The sequence below is a fragment of the Methylotuvimicrobium sp. genome (genome assembly GCF_050611805.1).
Classification (GTDB): Bacteria; Pseudomonadota; Gammaproteobacteria; order Methylococcales; family Methylomonadaceae; genus Methylotuvimicrobium.
Genome location: NZ_JBNGHF010000074.1, coordinates 1 through 16,872 on the forward strand (window position 1 = coordinate 1; position 16,872 = coordinate 16,872).

At 51.7% G+C, this 16,872-nt stretch carries 11 protein-coding genes; 7 read left to right on the plus strand and 4 right to left on the minus strand.

What is annotated here, in order from left to right:
- Positions 1-90: 90 nt before the first annotated feature.
- The 3 genes from tusC to ACRJJO_RS20390 are packed head-to-tail and all read right to left on the minus strand — an operon-like array spanning position 91 to position 2,454.
- Positions 91-450 (minus strand): sulfurtransferase complex subunit TusC, encoded by a 360-nt coding sequence (tusC, locus tag ACRJJO_RS20380; RefSeq protein ID WP_431067415.1) that lies wholly within the window; start codon positions 448-450, stop codon positions 91-93.
- Positions 451-453: 3 nt separating this feature from the next.
- Complete coding sequence (tusD, locus tag ACRJJO_RS20385; protein ID WP_431067416.1) at positions 454-843, minus strand: sulfurtransferase complex subunit TusD; 390 nt, start codon at positions 841-843, stop codon at positions 454-456.
- A gap of 30 nt (positions 844-873) precedes the next feature.
- Positions 874-2,454 carry a peptide chain release factor 3 gene (locus tag ACRJJO_RS20390; protein ID WP_431067417.1) on the minus strand — a complete coding sequence of 527 codons (1,581 nt, stop codon included), beginning with the start codon at positions 2,452-2,454 and terminating at the stop codon, positions 874-876.
- Positions 2,455-2,606: 152 nt separating this feature from the next.
- Here ACRJJO_RS20390 and ACRJJO_RS20395 point away from each other — a divergent pair, with 152 nt between their 5' ends.
- The 5 genes from ACRJJO_RS20395 (at position 2,607) to ACRJJO_RS20415 (ending at position 7,130) form a co-directional block, all read left to right on the plus strand.
- The gene (locus tag ACRJJO_RS20395) at positions 2,607-3,254 is read left to right on the plus strand and encodes a DUF2959 domain-containing protein (protein ID WP_404360169.1); all 648 of its coding nucleotides are present in this window, start codon (positions 2,607-2,609) and stop codon (positions 3,252-3,254) included.
- Positions 3,255-3,468: 214 nt separating this feature from the next.
- A complete protein-coding gene (trxB, locus tag ACRJJO_RS20400; RefSeq protein ID WP_431067418.1) occupies positions 3,469-4,422 on the plus strand; it encodes a thioredoxin-disulfide reductase in 954 nt (317 codons plus the stop codon).
- Between the two features lie 498 nt (positions 4,423-4,920).
- The gene (aat, locus tag ACRJJO_RS20405) at positions 4,921-5,613 is read left to right on the plus strand and encodes a leucyl/phenylalanyl-tRNA--protein transferase (protein ID WP_431067419.1); all 693 of its coding nucleotides are present in this window, start codon (positions 4,921-4,923) and stop codon (positions 5,611-5,613) included.
- The gene (locus tag ACRJJO_RS20410; RefSeq protein WP_431067420.1) at positions 5,601-6,320 is read left to right on the plus strand and encodes an arginyltransferase; all 720 of its coding nucleotides are present in this window, start codon (positions 5,601-5,603) and stop codon (positions 6,318-6,320) included. The genes aat and ACRJJO_RS20410 overlap by 13 nt, the downstream gene beginning before the upstream one ends.
- Before the next feature lie 303 nt (positions 6,321-6,623).
- Positions 6,624-7,130 carry a VPLPA-CTERM sorting domain-containing protein gene (locus ACRJJO_RS20415; protein WP_431067421.1) on the plus strand — a complete coding sequence of 169 codons (507 nt, stop codon included), beginning with the start codon at positions 6,624-6,626 and terminating at the stop codon, positions 7,128-7,130.
- 207 nt (positions 7,131-7,337) lie between these two features.
- Here ACRJJO_RS20415 and ACRJJO_RS20420 read toward each other — a convergent pair whose 3' ends face one another.
- Positions 7,338-11,255 (minus strand): DUF3683 domain-containing protein, encoded by a 3,918-nt coding sequence (locus tag ACRJJO_RS20420; protein WP_431067424.1) that lies wholly within the window; start codon positions 11,253-11,255, stop codon positions 7,338-7,340.
- A gap of 448 nt (positions 11,256-11,703) precedes the next feature.
- Between ACRJJO_RS20420 and treS the strand changes: the two genes are divergently transcribed.
- Together treS and ACRJJO_RS20430 are read left to right on the plus strand one after the other, a co-directional pair.
- On the plus strand, positions 11,704-15,048 hold the full coding sequence (gene treS, locus ACRJJO_RS20425; RefSeq protein ID WP_431067422.1) for a maltose alpha-D-glucosyltransferase: 3,345 nt from the start codon (positions 11,704-11,706) through the stop codon (positions 15,046-15,048).
- 330 nt (positions 15,049-15,378) lie between these two features.
- Positions 15,379-16,737 carry a TolC family protein gene (locus ACRJJO_RS20430; RefSeq protein WP_431067423.1) on the plus strand — a complete coding sequence of 453 codons (1,359 nt, stop codon included), beginning with the start codon at positions 15,379-15,381 and terminating at the stop codon, positions 16,735-16,737.
- Positions 16,738-16,872 lie beyond the last annotated feature (135 nt).

The window sequence follows — 16,872 nt, forward strand, 5'->3', positions numbered from 1 at the left end:
ACATTAGCGTTCATTAATTTTCAACTCATGCGACAACTACGTTGACATTTACCGCTTTATAGGCGGGTTCGCAGCGATGGTCCGATGAAATTAGCCCGCAAGAATCACATCGAATTCTTTCATATACGCAGCCACATCTTTGCGATAGATCTGTCGCACCGGCAAACTTAAGTCGCCCGGCTTCAAGCCGCGCTCCTGCAAAGACTCGACTTCGCCCCGGATATCGTGAATATCGTAAATTTCTAACGCGCCAAACACAGCCGCGGTATCCTTCATGCCAAAGCGTTCCGGCTGCTGCCCATTCTTCAGTTGAAAAACGCCGTCGTCCAGTAACAATAGGCTAACCGCTTGATCGAATGCCGCGATCGTCAATACGCTATCTAGCGTCTCTTGCACCGAGACTCCATTGAAAGGAGGTTTACGCAAGACAAACAGAAATTTCTTATGCATAAACTACCCGAACACGATGCAACGGTCCGCTTGTAGGGTTGCTTCGACCCATTGTCCTAGGCCGGAAATACGAAAACCGTCGGCTAAATCGTTATCCTGTTTGCCGACTCGGCTAGCTTCGTCGGCATGTAGCAACCCACGCCTTTGCGCAGCGGAAATGCAAACTACCAGATCGATAGCGTATTGTTTTGCCAACGCACTCCACAGCTTCGGAAAATTAAGTTCGTCGTCGGGAGGCATCGCACAATTGAAGGCATGGTAAATCCCTTCATGATAAAAAAATACGCGAAATACCGAATGCCCTTCGGCCAATACTGAGCAAACAAATCGGTAAGCATGATAGGCACTGCTTGACTCAGTGGGACTACTGTTGATTTGAATGGCGAATTTCATCTCTTGTCTTCAACCAAATCCCAAGCGATATCAAAGCTCTCGCGTTGCACTAAACTTAATATCCGGCCAACGCTCCTCGGTCAATTGCAAATTGACGCGGCTACTGGCAACGTAAACCAAAAAACCGCCGCCGTCTTCGGCGAGGTTCTCGAATGCTTTTTTCTTGAATTCCTCGAGCTTGGCCGGCTTGTCGGAACTGACCCAGCGCACCGTCGAAATCGGCGCGTTATCATAGACGCATTCGACATTGTATTCGGTCTTCAAGCGGTGTGCCGTTACATCAAACTGCAGCACGCCGACCGCGCCGAGTATCAAGTCGTTGTTTTTGAGCGGTTTGAACAACTGCGTCGCGCCCTCTTCGGTCAATTGGATCAGGCCTTTTTGTAAAGCCTTTGCGCGTAGTGGATCTTTCAGCACGACGCGCCTAAAAAGCTCCGGCGCAAAATACGGAATACCGCCGTATTTGAGCGTTTCGCCCTGCGTGAAGGTATCGCCGACCTGTATCGTGCCGTGATTATGCAAGCCGATGATGTCGCCCGGATAGGCTTCTTCGACGTTTTTGCGGCTGTCGGCCTGGAAGGTTAGCGCATTGGGGACCTGGACATTTTTTCCGGCACGAACATGATAGATCTTCATGCCTTTGTCGAACTTGCCGGAACAAACGCGTAAAAACGCGATGCGGTCGCGGTGCGCGGGATCCATGTTGGCCTGAACCTTGAAAACGAAACCGGTGAATTTGTCCTCGTCGGGACGCACTTCCCGCTGTTCGGTCTCGCGCGGCAAGGGCGCCGGCGCGAACTCGGCGAATGCGTCGAGCAATTCGAGAATTCCGAAGTTGTTGATCGCCGAACCGAAAAACACCGGCGTTTGCTCTCCGCGCAAATATTTGTCCATATCGAATTCGTGGCTGGCGCCCTTGACTAGCTCGATTTCCTCGCGCAATTCGTCGGCCTGATCTTTCAGCAAATCGTCCAGATGAAAGTTATTGAGCCCTTTGATCACTTCGGCCTTGGCGATCTTGCCGCCATGCTGCGGGCTGAACAAATGAATTTCGTCCTTGTACAGATGATAAACGCCTTTGAATCGCTTGCCCATGCCGATCGGCCAGGTCATTGGTGCGCATTCGATTTGCAAGACGCTTTCGACTTCGTCGAGCAATTCGATCGGTTCGCGCCCTTCCCTGTCCAGCTTATTGATAAAGGTCAAAATCGGCGTCGTGCGCAGGCGGCAGACTTCCATCAGCTTGATCGTTCTGTCCTCGACGCCTTTCGCGACGTCGATCACCATCAACGCCGAATCGACCGCGGTCAAGGTACGATAAGTATCCTCGGAAAAATCTTCGTGTCCTGGCGTATCGAGTAGATTGATAATGCTGTCTTTATGCTCAAACTGCATCACCGAGGTCGTGACCGAGATACCCCGCTCTTTCTCCATTTCCATCCAGTCCGAAGTCGCATGGCGCGCCGCTTTGCGCCCCTTGACGGAACCTGCCAACTGAATCGCGCCCCCGAACAGCAGTAGTTTTTCGGTGATCGTGGTTTTACCGGCGTCGGGATGGGAAATAATCGCGAAGGTACGTCTGCGGCTCAGTTCTGAAAGTAACTCTGACATGGATGTTCAATAAATAAAGATGGGATAAAAACGGCAAATTATACCGTATTATCAATTCCTTTGTATTTTCAATATAATGGCGCAAATTGGCTTGGCCGGTAGAGGTAGCCTTAAATGAAACACCGAAAAAGAACCCATTAATGGAGATAGTTATGACCGTTTTATATCGCTTGATCGCCGCTATGGTATTCATGAGTCTGTCGGCCTGCTCGAGCCTGTATTACAGTGGCCTCGAAAAAATCGGCATTCCGAAACGGGATGTTATGGTACACCGCGTCGAGAAAGCCCGCGACACCCAAGAGGAAACCAAGGAACAATTTAAAACCGCGCTGGAGCAATTTACCGCATTGACCGACTTTAAAGGCGGCAATCTCGAATCCACTTATAAAAATCTTAACGGCGAATACGAAGCCAGCGTAAAAAAAGCCAAAGAGGTCAACAAACGTATCAGCGACATCGAGGACGTATCCGGCGCGCTATTCCGCGAATGGGAACAGGAAATCGGAGAATACAGCAGCGCCGCGCTGAAACGAAACAGCCAGCAAAAACTCGATGCGACGAAAGTGCATTATCAGCAACTCATCAATGCGATGAAACAAGCCGAATCCCGAATCGAGCCGGTCTTGTCGGTGTTCAAGGACCAGGTGATGTACTTAAAGCATAATCTGAACGCGCAGGCAATCGCCTCGCTCAAAGGCGAATTGGGGTCGATACAATCGGACGTTTCGGCGTTAATTACCGCAATGGAACAATCGATCAACGAAGCGAACGCTTTCATCAGGACAATGGAAAGCAAATAGCCGGCCATACATCGAAGCGCCGATTCACTATTCACTATTCACTATTCACTATTCACTATTCACTGCTAACTGCTAACTGCTAACTGCTAACCAAATGATAAGCCATTGAACTTCATCCCACCAAATAGCTCTTCATTAGCATTACAGACAGAAGTTATTCGGACAGTTATAATCGGACTATTTTCGATACAGCTCAATTGCAGGAGACATTTTAATGACCGACACTAAACATTGCCGCCTTTTGATTTTGGGTTCCGGCCCCGCAGGTTATACCGCAGCCGTCTATGGGGCGCGCGCCAATCTCAACCCGGTCATAATTACTGGGATGCAGCAAGGCGGTCAATTGACGACGACGACCGACGTCGATAACTGGCCCGGAGACGTAGAAGGATTGCAAGGCCCCGACCTAATGGAAAGAATGCGCCAGCATGCCGAACGTTTCAACTCCGAAATCGTTTTCGACCATATCCATACTGCCGACTTATCGGCGCGCCCTTATAAACTGACCGGTGATTCCGGCGTTTATACCTGCGACGCATTGATCATCGCCACTGGCGCTTCGGCGAAATATTTAGGCATGGAATCCGAAGAAGCCTTCAAAGGCAAAGGGGTCTCGGCTTGTGCAACCTGCGACGGCTTCTTCTATAAAAACAAACCCGTTGCAGTCATCGGCGGCGGCAATACTGCGGTCGAAGAGGCACTATACCTGTCCAACATCGCCTCGCAAGTGACAATCGTGCATCGCCGCGACAAATTCCGTTCTGAAAAAATTCTGTCCGACAAACTGATCGAAAAATCGAAAAACGGCAATGTCGTGATCGAATGGGATCATACGCTCGACGAAGTGCTCGGCGACGACATGGGCGTGACCGGTATCCGAATCAAAAGCACCAAGAGCGAAAAAACGAAGGAATTGGATGTACACGGCGTATTCATCGCGATCGGCCACACGCCCAATACCGACATTTTCCAAGGCCAGCTCGAAATGGACCACGGCTACATCAAGGTTAAAACCGGCCTGCAAGGCAACGCGACGGCGACAAGCGTACCGGGCGTATTCGCGGCCGGCGATGTGATGGATGCCGTATACAAACAAGCCATTACCTCGGCTGGCGCGGGCTGCATGGCGGCGCTGGATGCCGAGAAATACTTGGATGAAATGGAGTAATACGGCGCACTTGGATTTCATTCGACTAATGAGCCCCCCCGTCATTTCGCCATTGACGGCAAACTTTTTTGGCACATTAGAGCCCCGCAGGGTACGCTATTTTCTGGTTCCCACGGTCCTCCGTGGGAACCCATACCTTGGCTGCCGAATCAAGATCGGTATGCATTCCCACGCTGGAGCGGTGGGAACGAGGATATTTTATCCTGAAAAGAGAGCAGTTGGCATGTGCTGTAGACCGTTCGTGCTGAGCCAAGTCGAAGCATGAAGGGTCTACAACACTTTCACCGGCCTGGTGAAGCCTCAAACTACCCTTTTTAGGTTGATAAAATTTGCGGTTCTTGAACGTCAGTAGCTTTCCCTCACCTAGCGTTAGGTGACACTACCGAAGTTACGCGCAGCGTACCCTACAAATTATATATTAAGTATGAGCACAGAATATGGGAACAATGCAAAACCGGCGGAACCCTAAGGACAATCATTCGATAAAGCCATGAAACCATGCAATTGACAGTACTCGACCCGTTTCGTTCGAATCAGCCATTCCCCCCACTATATAAAGCCCTCGAAGAACCTAACGGCTTACTGGCACTAGGCGGGTGTTTGTCTACCGAACGTCTGCTCAATGCTTATCGAAACGGAATATTTCCGTGGTACAACCCCGGCGAGCCAATCCTTTGGTGGTCGCCCGACCCGAGATTGGTTTTATTTCCGGACCGGGTGAATATTTCCCGAAGCCTTGCCAAAACCTTGCGTAAAGGACTTTTTACCGTTACATTCGACCGTGCCTTCGATCAAGTCATGGCCTGCTGCGCCGAACCGCGCCAAGCGTCTTCAGGAACTTGGATCACCGATGAAATGATGCAAGCCTATCAAGACTTACATCATCAAGGCTTGGCACATTCGGTAGAGACTTGGTTCAACGGCGAGCTGGCCGGGGGTTTGTACGGCGTCACGATCGGCCAAGTTTTTTTCGGCGAATCGATGTTTCACAAACGAACTGATGCATCCAAAGTCGCCTTCGTGACCTTAGCCAGACAATTAAAACAATGGAACTATCGACTCGTCGACTGCCAAGTACAAACTCAACATTTGCTGAGCCTGGGCGCCGAGGAAATCGCCCGTAACGACTTTTCCGGCTTGCTTAAACGCTATTGCCCGGCAAAACCTTCGACAGACGCATGGCAAAACTGACGACCACGATACCATTATTTCTTTCCGAGAAACATTCGTGCAGTTATCTGGACGACAGGATTGCCTGTTCGGCATTCGTGCATCCTTCCTTCGAACTCAACAGCGCATTCTATTCGCGTTTGCTCGAGCGAGGCTTCCGCCGTAGCGGCGATTATGTATACGCCCCTCGCTGTCCGCAGTGTCAAGCCTGCACCCCTGCCCGGCTTCCGGTAGCCCAATTTAAACCCAAACGCAATCAACAACGATGCTTAAAGAAAAACCAAGACACGCGAACCGTCATTAAACCGGCCCAATTCGAACAAGCGCATTACGATTTGTATTTACGCTATCAAAACAGCCGCCATAGCGACGGCAGCATGGCCAAATCCAGCCCGGAGGAATATTTAAATTTTTTGGGCAGCCGCTGGTGCAATACTTTTTTCGTGGAATTTTTGGTTGACGAACAATTGATCGCGGTCGCGACCGTCGACCGGCTAGATAACGCGCTATCGGCGGTCTATACCTTTTTCGACCCGGGCTTCTCACATTTAAGCCCCGGCATGTATGCCGTGCTCTGGCAAATAGAATGGGCCAAACAATTGAAACTGGACTGGTTGTATCTGGGTTTTTGGATCAAAGATTGCCAAAAAATGGCCTATAAGATCGAATACCAACCGATAGAATTGTTGATCGATAATGTTTGGCAGGCGTTCGATTTAAGACGCTGAGTTCAAGTAGAAAGCGGCGAAGCCAGGTCCGGAATAGGCTGTCGAAAAAGCCATTTTGGCTAAGTTCTACCCACCATGACGGTACGGGTTAAATAACCCGTACCGCAGAGGAAATTGACATATTTTGAATGAGACTATAACCTAGACTTCATTTTCCGAACTTCATCTTTTTATAGAATAGCCTTCATGCAAACACGAATGCTTTTAAATCTGAAATCCATATCTTTTTCATTGCTTTTGGTTATAGCTATCTTGGGAAATGGAAATTGTTATGCTTCATTGGACTCTTGGAGAACACATAGTATGACTATTACGCACCAAGGACTTACCGACTTCATCCCCTTAGATCCAATTCCTATAGATCCAATTCCTATTGGTAAACTTACTCTTACCTATTATTCCTTACTACCTCTGGTTGAGCCTGTTCAGAATATGCAGCCTCTAATACAAGAACAATCTGTATCCATAACTATCGAACCTTTCGAAACTGCTTTTAGCTTAGGAAATGAGCTCAGTGGTAATTTTCAAGTAACATTAGCACCAACTTCTCTCAGCAATTCAAATCATTCTCTCCAATTTGTCATTGCCGACAGGAACGCTTTTTTAGTTCATGCATCTAATGGAATAGCATTATTCGAAGCTGAACACGGAATCGATTATTACGTTTTTTTGGAAGGATTCATCATGTCCGACCAGTCTTACAATCTACAACTGACTCAAGTTCCTATACCTGCTTCCATTTGGTTTTTAGGGTTCGGGTTGGCCGGCTTGTTATCTTACAAAAGGCCATGCAATCAAATTCGCGTTTAACTCACCGATGGCACCCATTCTTTACAGGACGGGAATCAACCCGCCCCGTATAGTTTGTTAGCTCTTGTTTGTATTATCGGCCTCTGGGGACGCGGAGCATACCGGGATGCATTCCCACGCAGAGCGTAGGAACGATAAAACCCCGTCCCGCAGAAGCGACTGCCATCAGCTCTCTGCTCCCTACTTACTGTTAACCGCTCACCAAAATCAAACCAACACCCGCTCGATCCCGCCCTTGGCCGCTTGCTTGATATAGCTTTTCATCCAATCCTCGCCGAGAACATGACGAGCGATTTCGACGACGATGTAATCGACTTCGAGCTGATCGACGTCGCCCTTGTAACGCTGCAAGCCTTGCAGACAGGATGGGCACGAGGTTAACATCTTGACCGGACCATCATAATCGTCGGCGCGCAGTTTCGCGGTGTCGCGGTGCAGCTCGACTGATTTGCGGTAACGCACCTGTGTCGAAATATCGGGGCGCGCGACTGCCAAGGTTCCGGATTCACCACAACAACGCTCGGATTTATTGACCGGCGCGCCGAGCAATCCGTTGACGGTCTTCATCGCGTCCTGTTGTTGCATCGGACTGTGACATGGGTCGTGGTATAGATAACGACGGCCATTGACGCCCTCCAGTTTCACGCCTTTCTCGAGCAGGTATTCGTGAATGTCAATCATTCGGCAGCCGGGGAAAATCTTTTCGAATTCATAATCGACTAACTGATCCAGACAGGTGCCGCAACTGACCACGACGGTCTTGATATCGAGATAATTCAGCGTGGTCGCGACCCGATGAAACAACACGCGGTTATCGGTCGTGATCTGCTGCGCCTTGTCGAATTGACCGGCCGCGCGCTGCGGAAAACCGCAGCACAAATACCCCGGCGGCAGCACGGTCTGCACACCGATTTCATAAAGCATCGCCTGCGTCGCGAGACCGACTTGCGAAAACAAGCGCTCGGAGCCGCAGCCTGGAAAATAAAACACCGCTTCGGAATCGGTCCGGGTCTTGTTCGGGTCGCGAATGATCGGCACGATTTGATCACTTTCGATGCCGAGCAAGGCTCTGGACGTTTTCGACGGCAACTTGCCCGGCATTTTCCTGTTCGTGAAATGAATCACATACTCTTTCATTTCCGGCTTGCCGGTCGACGACGGCGGGCGCTTGAGCTGCGCCTTGCCCCAAGGCCTGAGGAAGAAGTTACCCAAGCGTTGCGCTTTATAAGACCATTCGATCAATAGTTTGCGCATTAGCTTGATGCTGCTCGGCCGTCCGGTCGACAAAAACGCGATCGCCGCAGTCTTGACAGGATTAAAGCTTTGCTTGCCCATTTTGCGCAACAGATTGCGCATATTCATTGAGACATCGCCGAAATCGATATCGACCGGGCACGGGTTGAAGCACTTATGACACACCGTGCAATGATCGGATACGTCTTCGAATTCCTTCCAATGCGTGATCGAAATGCCGCGCCGAGTCTGCTCTTCGTACAGAAAAGCCTCGATCAACAACGAGGTCGCCAAAATTTTGTTACGCGGCGAGTACAATAGATTCGCCCGCGGCACATGCGTCGAGCAGACCGGCTTGCATTTGCCGCAGCGCAAACAATCCTTGACCGAATCGGAGATCGCGCCGATGTCGCTTTGTTGCATGATCAGCGACTCGAAACCCATCAGATTGAACGAAGTCGTATAGGCAGAGCTCAGATCGGAACCGGGCATCAACTTGCCGCGATTGAAGCGGCCTTCCGGGTCGATGCGTTGCTTGTAATCGTGGAATCCGGCCAGCTCCTCGTCGGTCAGAAATTCGTATTTGGTGATACCAATGCCGTGTTCGCCGGAAATCACGCCGCCCAAAGAGCGCGCCAAAGCCATGATGCGCGCCACCGCCGCGTTGGCTTCCTGGAGCATTTCATAATTATCGGAGTTGACCGGCAGATTGGTATGCACGTTGCCGTCGCCGGCATGCATGTGCAACGCCACGAATACTCTTCCGCGCAGCACCTCTTTATGCGCCGCTTCGATGCGCTCGACGACCGGACGGAAATTATCGCCGACGAATATCTCTTTCAGGCGCGGCAACAATTCCTGCTTCCAGGACACTCGCAGCGAATAATCCTGCAGGCGGTGAAACAAGGTCGGCTGCTCGGTCAGGTTGGTCAGTTCGCCGGCAACGATGCCGTATTGGGAAAATTGGGCCTCGGCTTGCGGCAACGGCAAGTCCAAATTGTCATAAAGCCATTGCCAGCGCTCGCGAACTTCGGCAACCACCATCAAGGCATGGCCGCGCCGCTCGCCGATCAAATCGGTTTTATCGACGCCGTCCTCATAGAAACGCAAGGGGAGATCGCCTTCGAACAAATCAATCAAGGCATCGCACAAACACAGTTTGTTACGCAACGACAATTCGATGTTGATGCGTTCGATGCCGTCGCAATAATCGCCCATGCGCGGCAGCGGTATCACGACGTCTTCATTGATCTTAAACGCGTTGGTATGTTTTGCGATCGCCGCGGTGCGCGCCCGGTCGAGCCAGAAGGTCCGGCGCGATTCGGGACTGACCGCAACGAAGCCTTCGGCGCCGCGCGCATTGCACAGTCTGACGACTTCCGAAGCCGCCAAGGCGACTTGATGATCGTCGTCGCCAACGATGTCGCCGATCAACACCATTTTCGGCCGACCGCGATGCTTGGCCTTGCCGGCATAGCCGACCGCCTTGACATAACGTTCGTCCAAATGTTCGAGCCCGGCTAGCATCACCCGGTCGTTGCCGCTTTTCGGCAAGGCCGCCAGGAAATCCCGAATCTCGACGATGGCCGGCACCGAGTCGCGCACCTGGCCGAAAAACTCCAGGCAAAACGTGCGCGTATAGGCCGGCATTTTATGCAAGATCCAGCGCGCCGACGTGATGATGCCGTCGCAGCCTTCTTTTTGTATGCCCGGCAGGCCGCCGAGAAACTTATCGGTCACATCCTTGCCCAAGCCGTCCCGGCGAAATTTCGCGCCGGGAATCTCGAGCCGCTCTTCGGACAACAATTCCTTGGCTTTGGCATCGAAACGCTTCAAGGCAAAGGTGACGAGTTCCTGATCGTGAATCTTGCCGAAATTGTGATGAATACGCTCGACTTCGAGCCAATTGCCGTCCGGGGTCACCATGCGCCAGGATACCAAGTTATCCAGCGCGGTTCCCCACAGCACGGCCTTTTTACCGCCGGCGTTCATCGCGACATTGCCGCCGATACACGAAGCATCGGCCGAAGTCGGGTCGCAGGCGAACACCAAGCCGGCGTTTTCGGCCATGTCCATTACGCGCCGCGTTACGACGCCCGCGCCGGTATGTATCGTCGCATAAGTCTGCTCGACGCCCGGTAATTGGGATTGCGGTTCGATCGGCCCCATGTCCAGCAATTTTTCGGTATTGATTACGGCCGAGTAAGGGGTCAGCGGCACCGCACCGCCGGTGTAGCCGGTACCGCCGCCGCGCGGAATGATGGTCAGGCCGAGTTTGATGCAATCGCGCACCAATTGGCCGACTTCTTTTTCGCTGGTCGGATACAACACGACGAACGGATATTCGACCCGCCAGTCGGTCGCATCGGTCACATGAGACACGCGGGCAAAACCGTCGAAACCGATGTTGTCTTTGTGCGTATGCTTCGAAAACAAGGCAAGCGCCTTGCGGCGCATTTCTCGGGTACGGTCGAAATGCGCCTCGAATTCGTTCACGGCCTGATGCGTCGCTTCGATCAGCAAGGCCACGCGCCGGGCTCGATCCGGATATTCGTTTTCGTATTCGGCATGACGTTTTTCCATTTGCCGCAGACGGTGACGCAGGGCGTCGAGCAGAGCCTTGCGGCGTTTGCGGTTGTTCAGCAAATCGTCCTCGAGATAAGGATTGCGCTGAACCGCCCAAATATCGCCGAGCACTTCAAACAGCATCCGCGCGGAACGGCCGGTCATGCGTTCGCCGCGTAGCGACTCGATAATCTGCCAGTTCTCTTCGCCGAGCAAGCGAATGACGATCTCGCGGTCGGAAAAAGAAGTATAGTTATAGGGAATTTCGCGCAGCCGCTCGGGCGACGCTTCGTCGAGAAAGGGGGAGAGTTCGGAATCCACAGACATCCTGGGTAATGGCGTGGTTGGAAAGTTGTATTGTATCACTGGCGGGCAGGGTCTAAAAACCTAAAATCCGCATGGCTTTTATTTATGACCGTCCGGCAATTTTTTGTTGGAATCTTTTGTGCGAGCGACGCCGTCGTTTAAGTTTCCTCGTTCCCACCGCTCCAGCGTGGGAATGCATACCGATCCTGCCTCGGCTGACAAGGTATGGGTTCCCACTTAGCAGGACGGGGTTTGCAACCCCGTCCTAAACGTTTTGACTTTGGCCGAAGTCAGCCGAAATGTTTAGGGCAAACCGAAACGTTGGGGACGGGTTAAATAACCCGTCCCGCAGAACACGCATGCTAAACTAGCATTAACCGCATTGAGCCGAATCGCCGGCTGTTTTATATTTACCGGTAAGCGTCGGGCGTTGGTTTTGACTCCCCTTTTACTACTGCAGGAAAAGGCCATGACTAAAACAGAAGGCAGTGAATTTGAACAACCGTTAAACGGCGACAAACCGGACTGGGAAAACGACCCGCTGTGGTTCAAAGATGCCGTCATTTACGAATTGCACATCAAGGCCTTTTTCGACAGCGACAATAACGGCATGGGCGATTTCGAAGGATTGATACAGAAGTTCGATTACCTGCAAGACCTCGGGGTAAATACGCTGTGGTTACTGCCCTTTTACCCTTCGCCATTGCGCGACGACGGCTACGACATAGCCGACTATCGCAACATTCATCCCGATTACGGCTGTATGGACGATTTCAAGCGTTTCATGAAAGAAGCCCACCGCCGCGGTTTCAAGGTCATCACGGAACTGGTGATCAATCACACCTCGGACCAACATCCGTGGTTTCAAGCTGCGAAAAAAGCGCCGCCGGGTTCCGGCAAGCGCGACTTTTATATTTGGAGCGAAACCAACCAAAAATTCCCCGAAACGCGAATTATTTTCGAGGATACCGAAAAATCGAATTGGACTTGGGACGATGAGGCTCATGCCTATTACTGGCATCGTTTTTTTTCTCACCAACCGGATCTCAATTTCAACAACCCCCAGGTCGTCAAAGCCGTCATCAAATTGATGCGTTTCTGGTTGGATCAAGGCGTTGACGGCATGCGCCTGGACGCCATTCCCTATCTATGCGTTCGAGAGGGAACCAACAACGAAAATTTACCGGAAACGCATGACGTGATCAAACAAATGCGTGCGATTGTCGATGAACACTATCCGCATTGCGTGTTTCTCGCCGAAGTCAATCAATGGCCGGAAAATGTCCGGGATTATTTCAGTGATGGCGACGAGTGCCACATGGCCTATCATTTCCCGCTCATGCCTCGAATTTACATGGCTATCGCGCAAGAAGACCGCCATCCCGTCGTCGATATCATGCGGCAGACTCCAACGATTCCCGAAAACTGTCAATGGGCCATATTCCTGCGCAATCATGACGAATTGACCCTGGAGATGGTCACCGACAAAGAGCGCGATTATATGTATCAAATCTATGTCAGCGACCCTCGCGCGCGCTTGAATGTCGGAATTCGGCGCCGCCTGGCCCCGCTGATGGATAACGAGCTGGATAAAATCAAGCTGATGAACAGCTTACTGCTATCCATGCCGGGCTCACCCATCATTTATTACGGGGACGAAATCGGCATGGGCGACAATATTTTCCTTGGCGACCGCAACGGCGTCAGGACCCCCATGCAATGGAGCCCCGATCGTAACGGCGGTTTCTCCCGCGCCGACCCGCAACGCCTGTATTTGCCCCCGATCATGGACCCGATCTATGGCTATGGGGCAGTCAATGTCGAGGCGCAGTTGCGCGACCGCTCTTCGTTGCTCAACTGGATGAAGCATGTTTTAACTTTGCGGAAAAACCACCAGGCATTCGGACGCGGCGAACTGGTTTTTTTACACCCCGGCAATCGAAAAATCCTCGCCTATCTCAGGTTATACGAAGACGACATCATCCTATGCGTCAGCAACTTATCGCGAGCCGCGCAGGCGGTCGAATTGGATCTTTCGGCCTATAAAGGATGCGTGCCGGTGGAAATGCTCGGACACACGACTTTTCCGCCGATCGGCGAATTACCTTACCTGCTTACCCTGCCCGGTTATAATTACTATTGGTTCCGGCTGGCCCATAGCGAAGATGTGCCGGCTTGGCACGAAGAGCACTTATTACCCGAGGAGTTACCGACGCTAGTGCTATTCGACGGCTGGCACAGTTTTTTTCGGAGCCAAGACGAATCTTGGCGTATTGCCATGTCGAAAAAAGCGCGCACTCAACTCGAAGAAAACGCGTTACCGGGCTTTGTCGCCGCACAAAACTGGCATCGTGAAATCAGCAGCGAATCGATCGACCGTGTGCATATTAGCGATTATGCCGAATGGGGACCGGAAGACAATACGTGGTTACTCACCCTAGCCCGTGTCGAACACAAGTCCGGCGAACCTTTTCATTGTTTTTTACCGCTCGCGCTGGCATGGGAGAATCACGATCAGAAACGCTTACATGACTTAACGCCTTTCACCGTGGCTAAAGTACGCCAGCAATCTCAAGTCGGCATTTTAGGCGATGCATTTGCAGACGAGGCATTTTGCCAAGCACTTGTCCAGGCCATTGGCGCCGACCGTACAATCGCCTGCGAACAAGGAGTCATCCGCTGTTCGCCAACCGACGCATTTGACGAATGCGCTGGAAAAGAGACCGACCAACTAGCCGCACAACCGCCTCATACGAAAGATAATAAAACGACCGTCGCTCTGAACAATCGGTTATTTTTGAAAGGTTATCGACGTCTTCAAATCGGACGCCATCCGGAAATTGAAATAGGATGCTTTTTGAGCAATACGGTAAAATTCCGTAATACGCCGCCCATCGCCGGTTTTATCGAGTATCGGGACGAGAATGGCGATGTCATGACCCTTGCTGTGTTGCAAGGCTATGTCAAAAACCAGGGCGACGGTTGGAGCTACACGCTGGATTATTTGGAAAGATTCCTTGAAGATTGTCTCACGACGGAACCTGCGCCTTGTCTTGCCGCGGAGAAGCATAGCGCTTATCTCATGCTCATTCAAACGCTCGGTCGACGCACAGGCGAACTGCATCAGGCATTGGGCACGGTAACTGACACTCCCGCTTTCGATCCCGAACCGGTCAGCGAAGACGACCTATCGGACTGGGTGCGGCAAGCGCAAACTGAAGCGGCATCAACGCTAGATTTACTCGAACATCGCCTGAACGAGCTTGATGAAACAGTTCAAACAGCGCTACGCCCTGCACTCGAACAACGCGAGGCGCTGATTGAGCGAATGAAGGCTTGTATTTCCGAACCGGCAAAAGGAATTAAAATCCGTTATCATGGAAATCTTGATTTGGGGCATGTGCTACTGACCGAAAACGATTTTTTATTTACCGACTTCGAGAGCGATCCGGCGCAATTACGCGGCGGCCGACATCGAAAACATTCGCCGTTAAGAGATGTGGCGGATGTACTAAGATCCTTGAATCATGCGGCCCATAAAGCCATGACGCTCGCCAGCGTTGAACGGCCCAATGATATCGCCAAACTAGAACCCAAGATGCGGGATTGGGAAGCCGAGGTTAAAGATGTCTTCCTCGCTGCTTATGATGAAGCGGTAAGCAGCAGCGACTTGTTTGCAAAAAATGCAGCTCCGCGCGGTCTGATCGACCTATTTCTACTCGAAAAGGCATTTTACGAACTACGCGATGATTTGAGCAATGCTCCGGAAAAAATAGCCATTGAAATTAATAATATCCTACTCCCTTTTGAGTGAAAAACCGTCTAAGAATAAAAGGTATGGGATGTGTCTATCAAGGGCACCCCGAGGCCGAATTTTCATCCACGATGTGTATAATTCTTAAGTATCAAAGGGAGTAGTTATCGTTCCCACGCTCTGCGTGGGAACGCCTGAGTACCGCTCCAGCGGTACGAGACGCTAGAGCGTCTCGGGCTGCGTTCCCACGCAGAGCGTGGGAACGATAGGGGATGTAAATAATTACGTTTACGATGCGGTATTATCGACTCGATTCTAAAACCTATTTAATATTAGTATTTTCTTATATACTAGCCGGCATGATTCACATTACCTTAACGGAAAGCCATTATGCTTGAATTGACCAAAACAGCCGTTCTGGCTTGCTTATTGATACTGCCGCAAGCGCATGCTTACGCGCAATCCTCGGAACTCGAACGCCGACCGACTTATACCTTGGAAGACGCCATATCGCTTGCATTGCAAAACAATCCGGATTTGCAAATCGCTCATGAGCGTATCGGGCAGGCTCAAGCGCAATTGGGCGAAGCATTCGCCGCGTTTTACCCGCAAGCTCAAATACGCATGTCTTACGAGCATACCGACAATCCCTCGCGCGCGTTCGGCATGATCATATCTCAGCGGCGGCTGAATCTCGACGGTACTACCAATTTCAATCAACCGGGCGGAACCGATAATTACCGGCCCGAAGTCGTAGCGACCTATTCGCTGTTTCGCGGCGGCCAGGATTATCAAGCGGCCAAGGCCGCCGAACTCGGCGTCGAAGCGGCGGAATTGCAAGAGTCGGCGGTCCGCAATCAATTGATCGAAGCGGTGACCTCAACCTATTACGGCCTGCTGGCAAGCTCCGAGGCGCATAAAGTCGCGTTGAATTCGATCAAGGCGGTCGACAGCGAACTGCGGCAAAGCAAAAACCAATACGAAGCCGGCGCGCTATTGAAATCCGATGTTTTATCGTTGGAAGTGCAATTGGCCGAAACCCAAGACGCCGAGATTCAAGCCGCGAATGCGATCGAACTGACTCGGACCGGACTTAAAACGCTGCTCGGCCTCAATGCCGACGAATCATTCGAATTCGAGCAGATCTCGGCGGCGCTGCAAATTCCGGAAAATCATGAATCGTTCGACGATTTACTCAACCGCGCCATCAAGGAACGCCCAGAAATCGCCGCCGCCTACAAACGCGTCGAAATCGCCGAACGCAAATTGAGCGCGGCCAAAGGCGCGCATCTGCCGCGCGCGAACGCGTATGTCAGCTACGGCTCGGACAGCAAGAATATCGATTTTTCGACCAACCGCGACAATGTCACGGCCGGCGTCATGGTTGAAATGGATTTGTTCAACGGTTTCGGTACCAGCGAAGCCGTCAAAAAAGCCGAGCATCAATTGAACGAAGCGCAAAAAGCGCATACCCAGACCAAGCTTGCGATCGAAAACGAAGTCAAAACCGCGCATTTGAAATTCCGGGAAGCGCTGGCACGCCTCAATGTGACGCGTGCGGCGATCGCATCGGCCGAGGAAGCCTTGCGCTTAGTCAACCAACAACGCCAAGCCGGCGCCGCCACGGTCACGCGCTATATCGAAGCCGAAGTCGCGCGCGACAAAGCGCATTCACGCGATATCGCGGCACGTTTCGACGCACTACGCGCCGAAGCCGAGCTTAAAAAAGCGCTAGGGAGTTGGCGGTGAGCGGTGAGCGGTGAGCGGTGAGCGGTGAGCGGTGAGCGGTGAGCGGTGAAATGATGCGGCATTTAATCCATTTGTCAAGCCCTAATTTCCTCTTTCCTCTTTCCTCTTTCCTCTTTCCTCTTTCCTCTTTCCTCT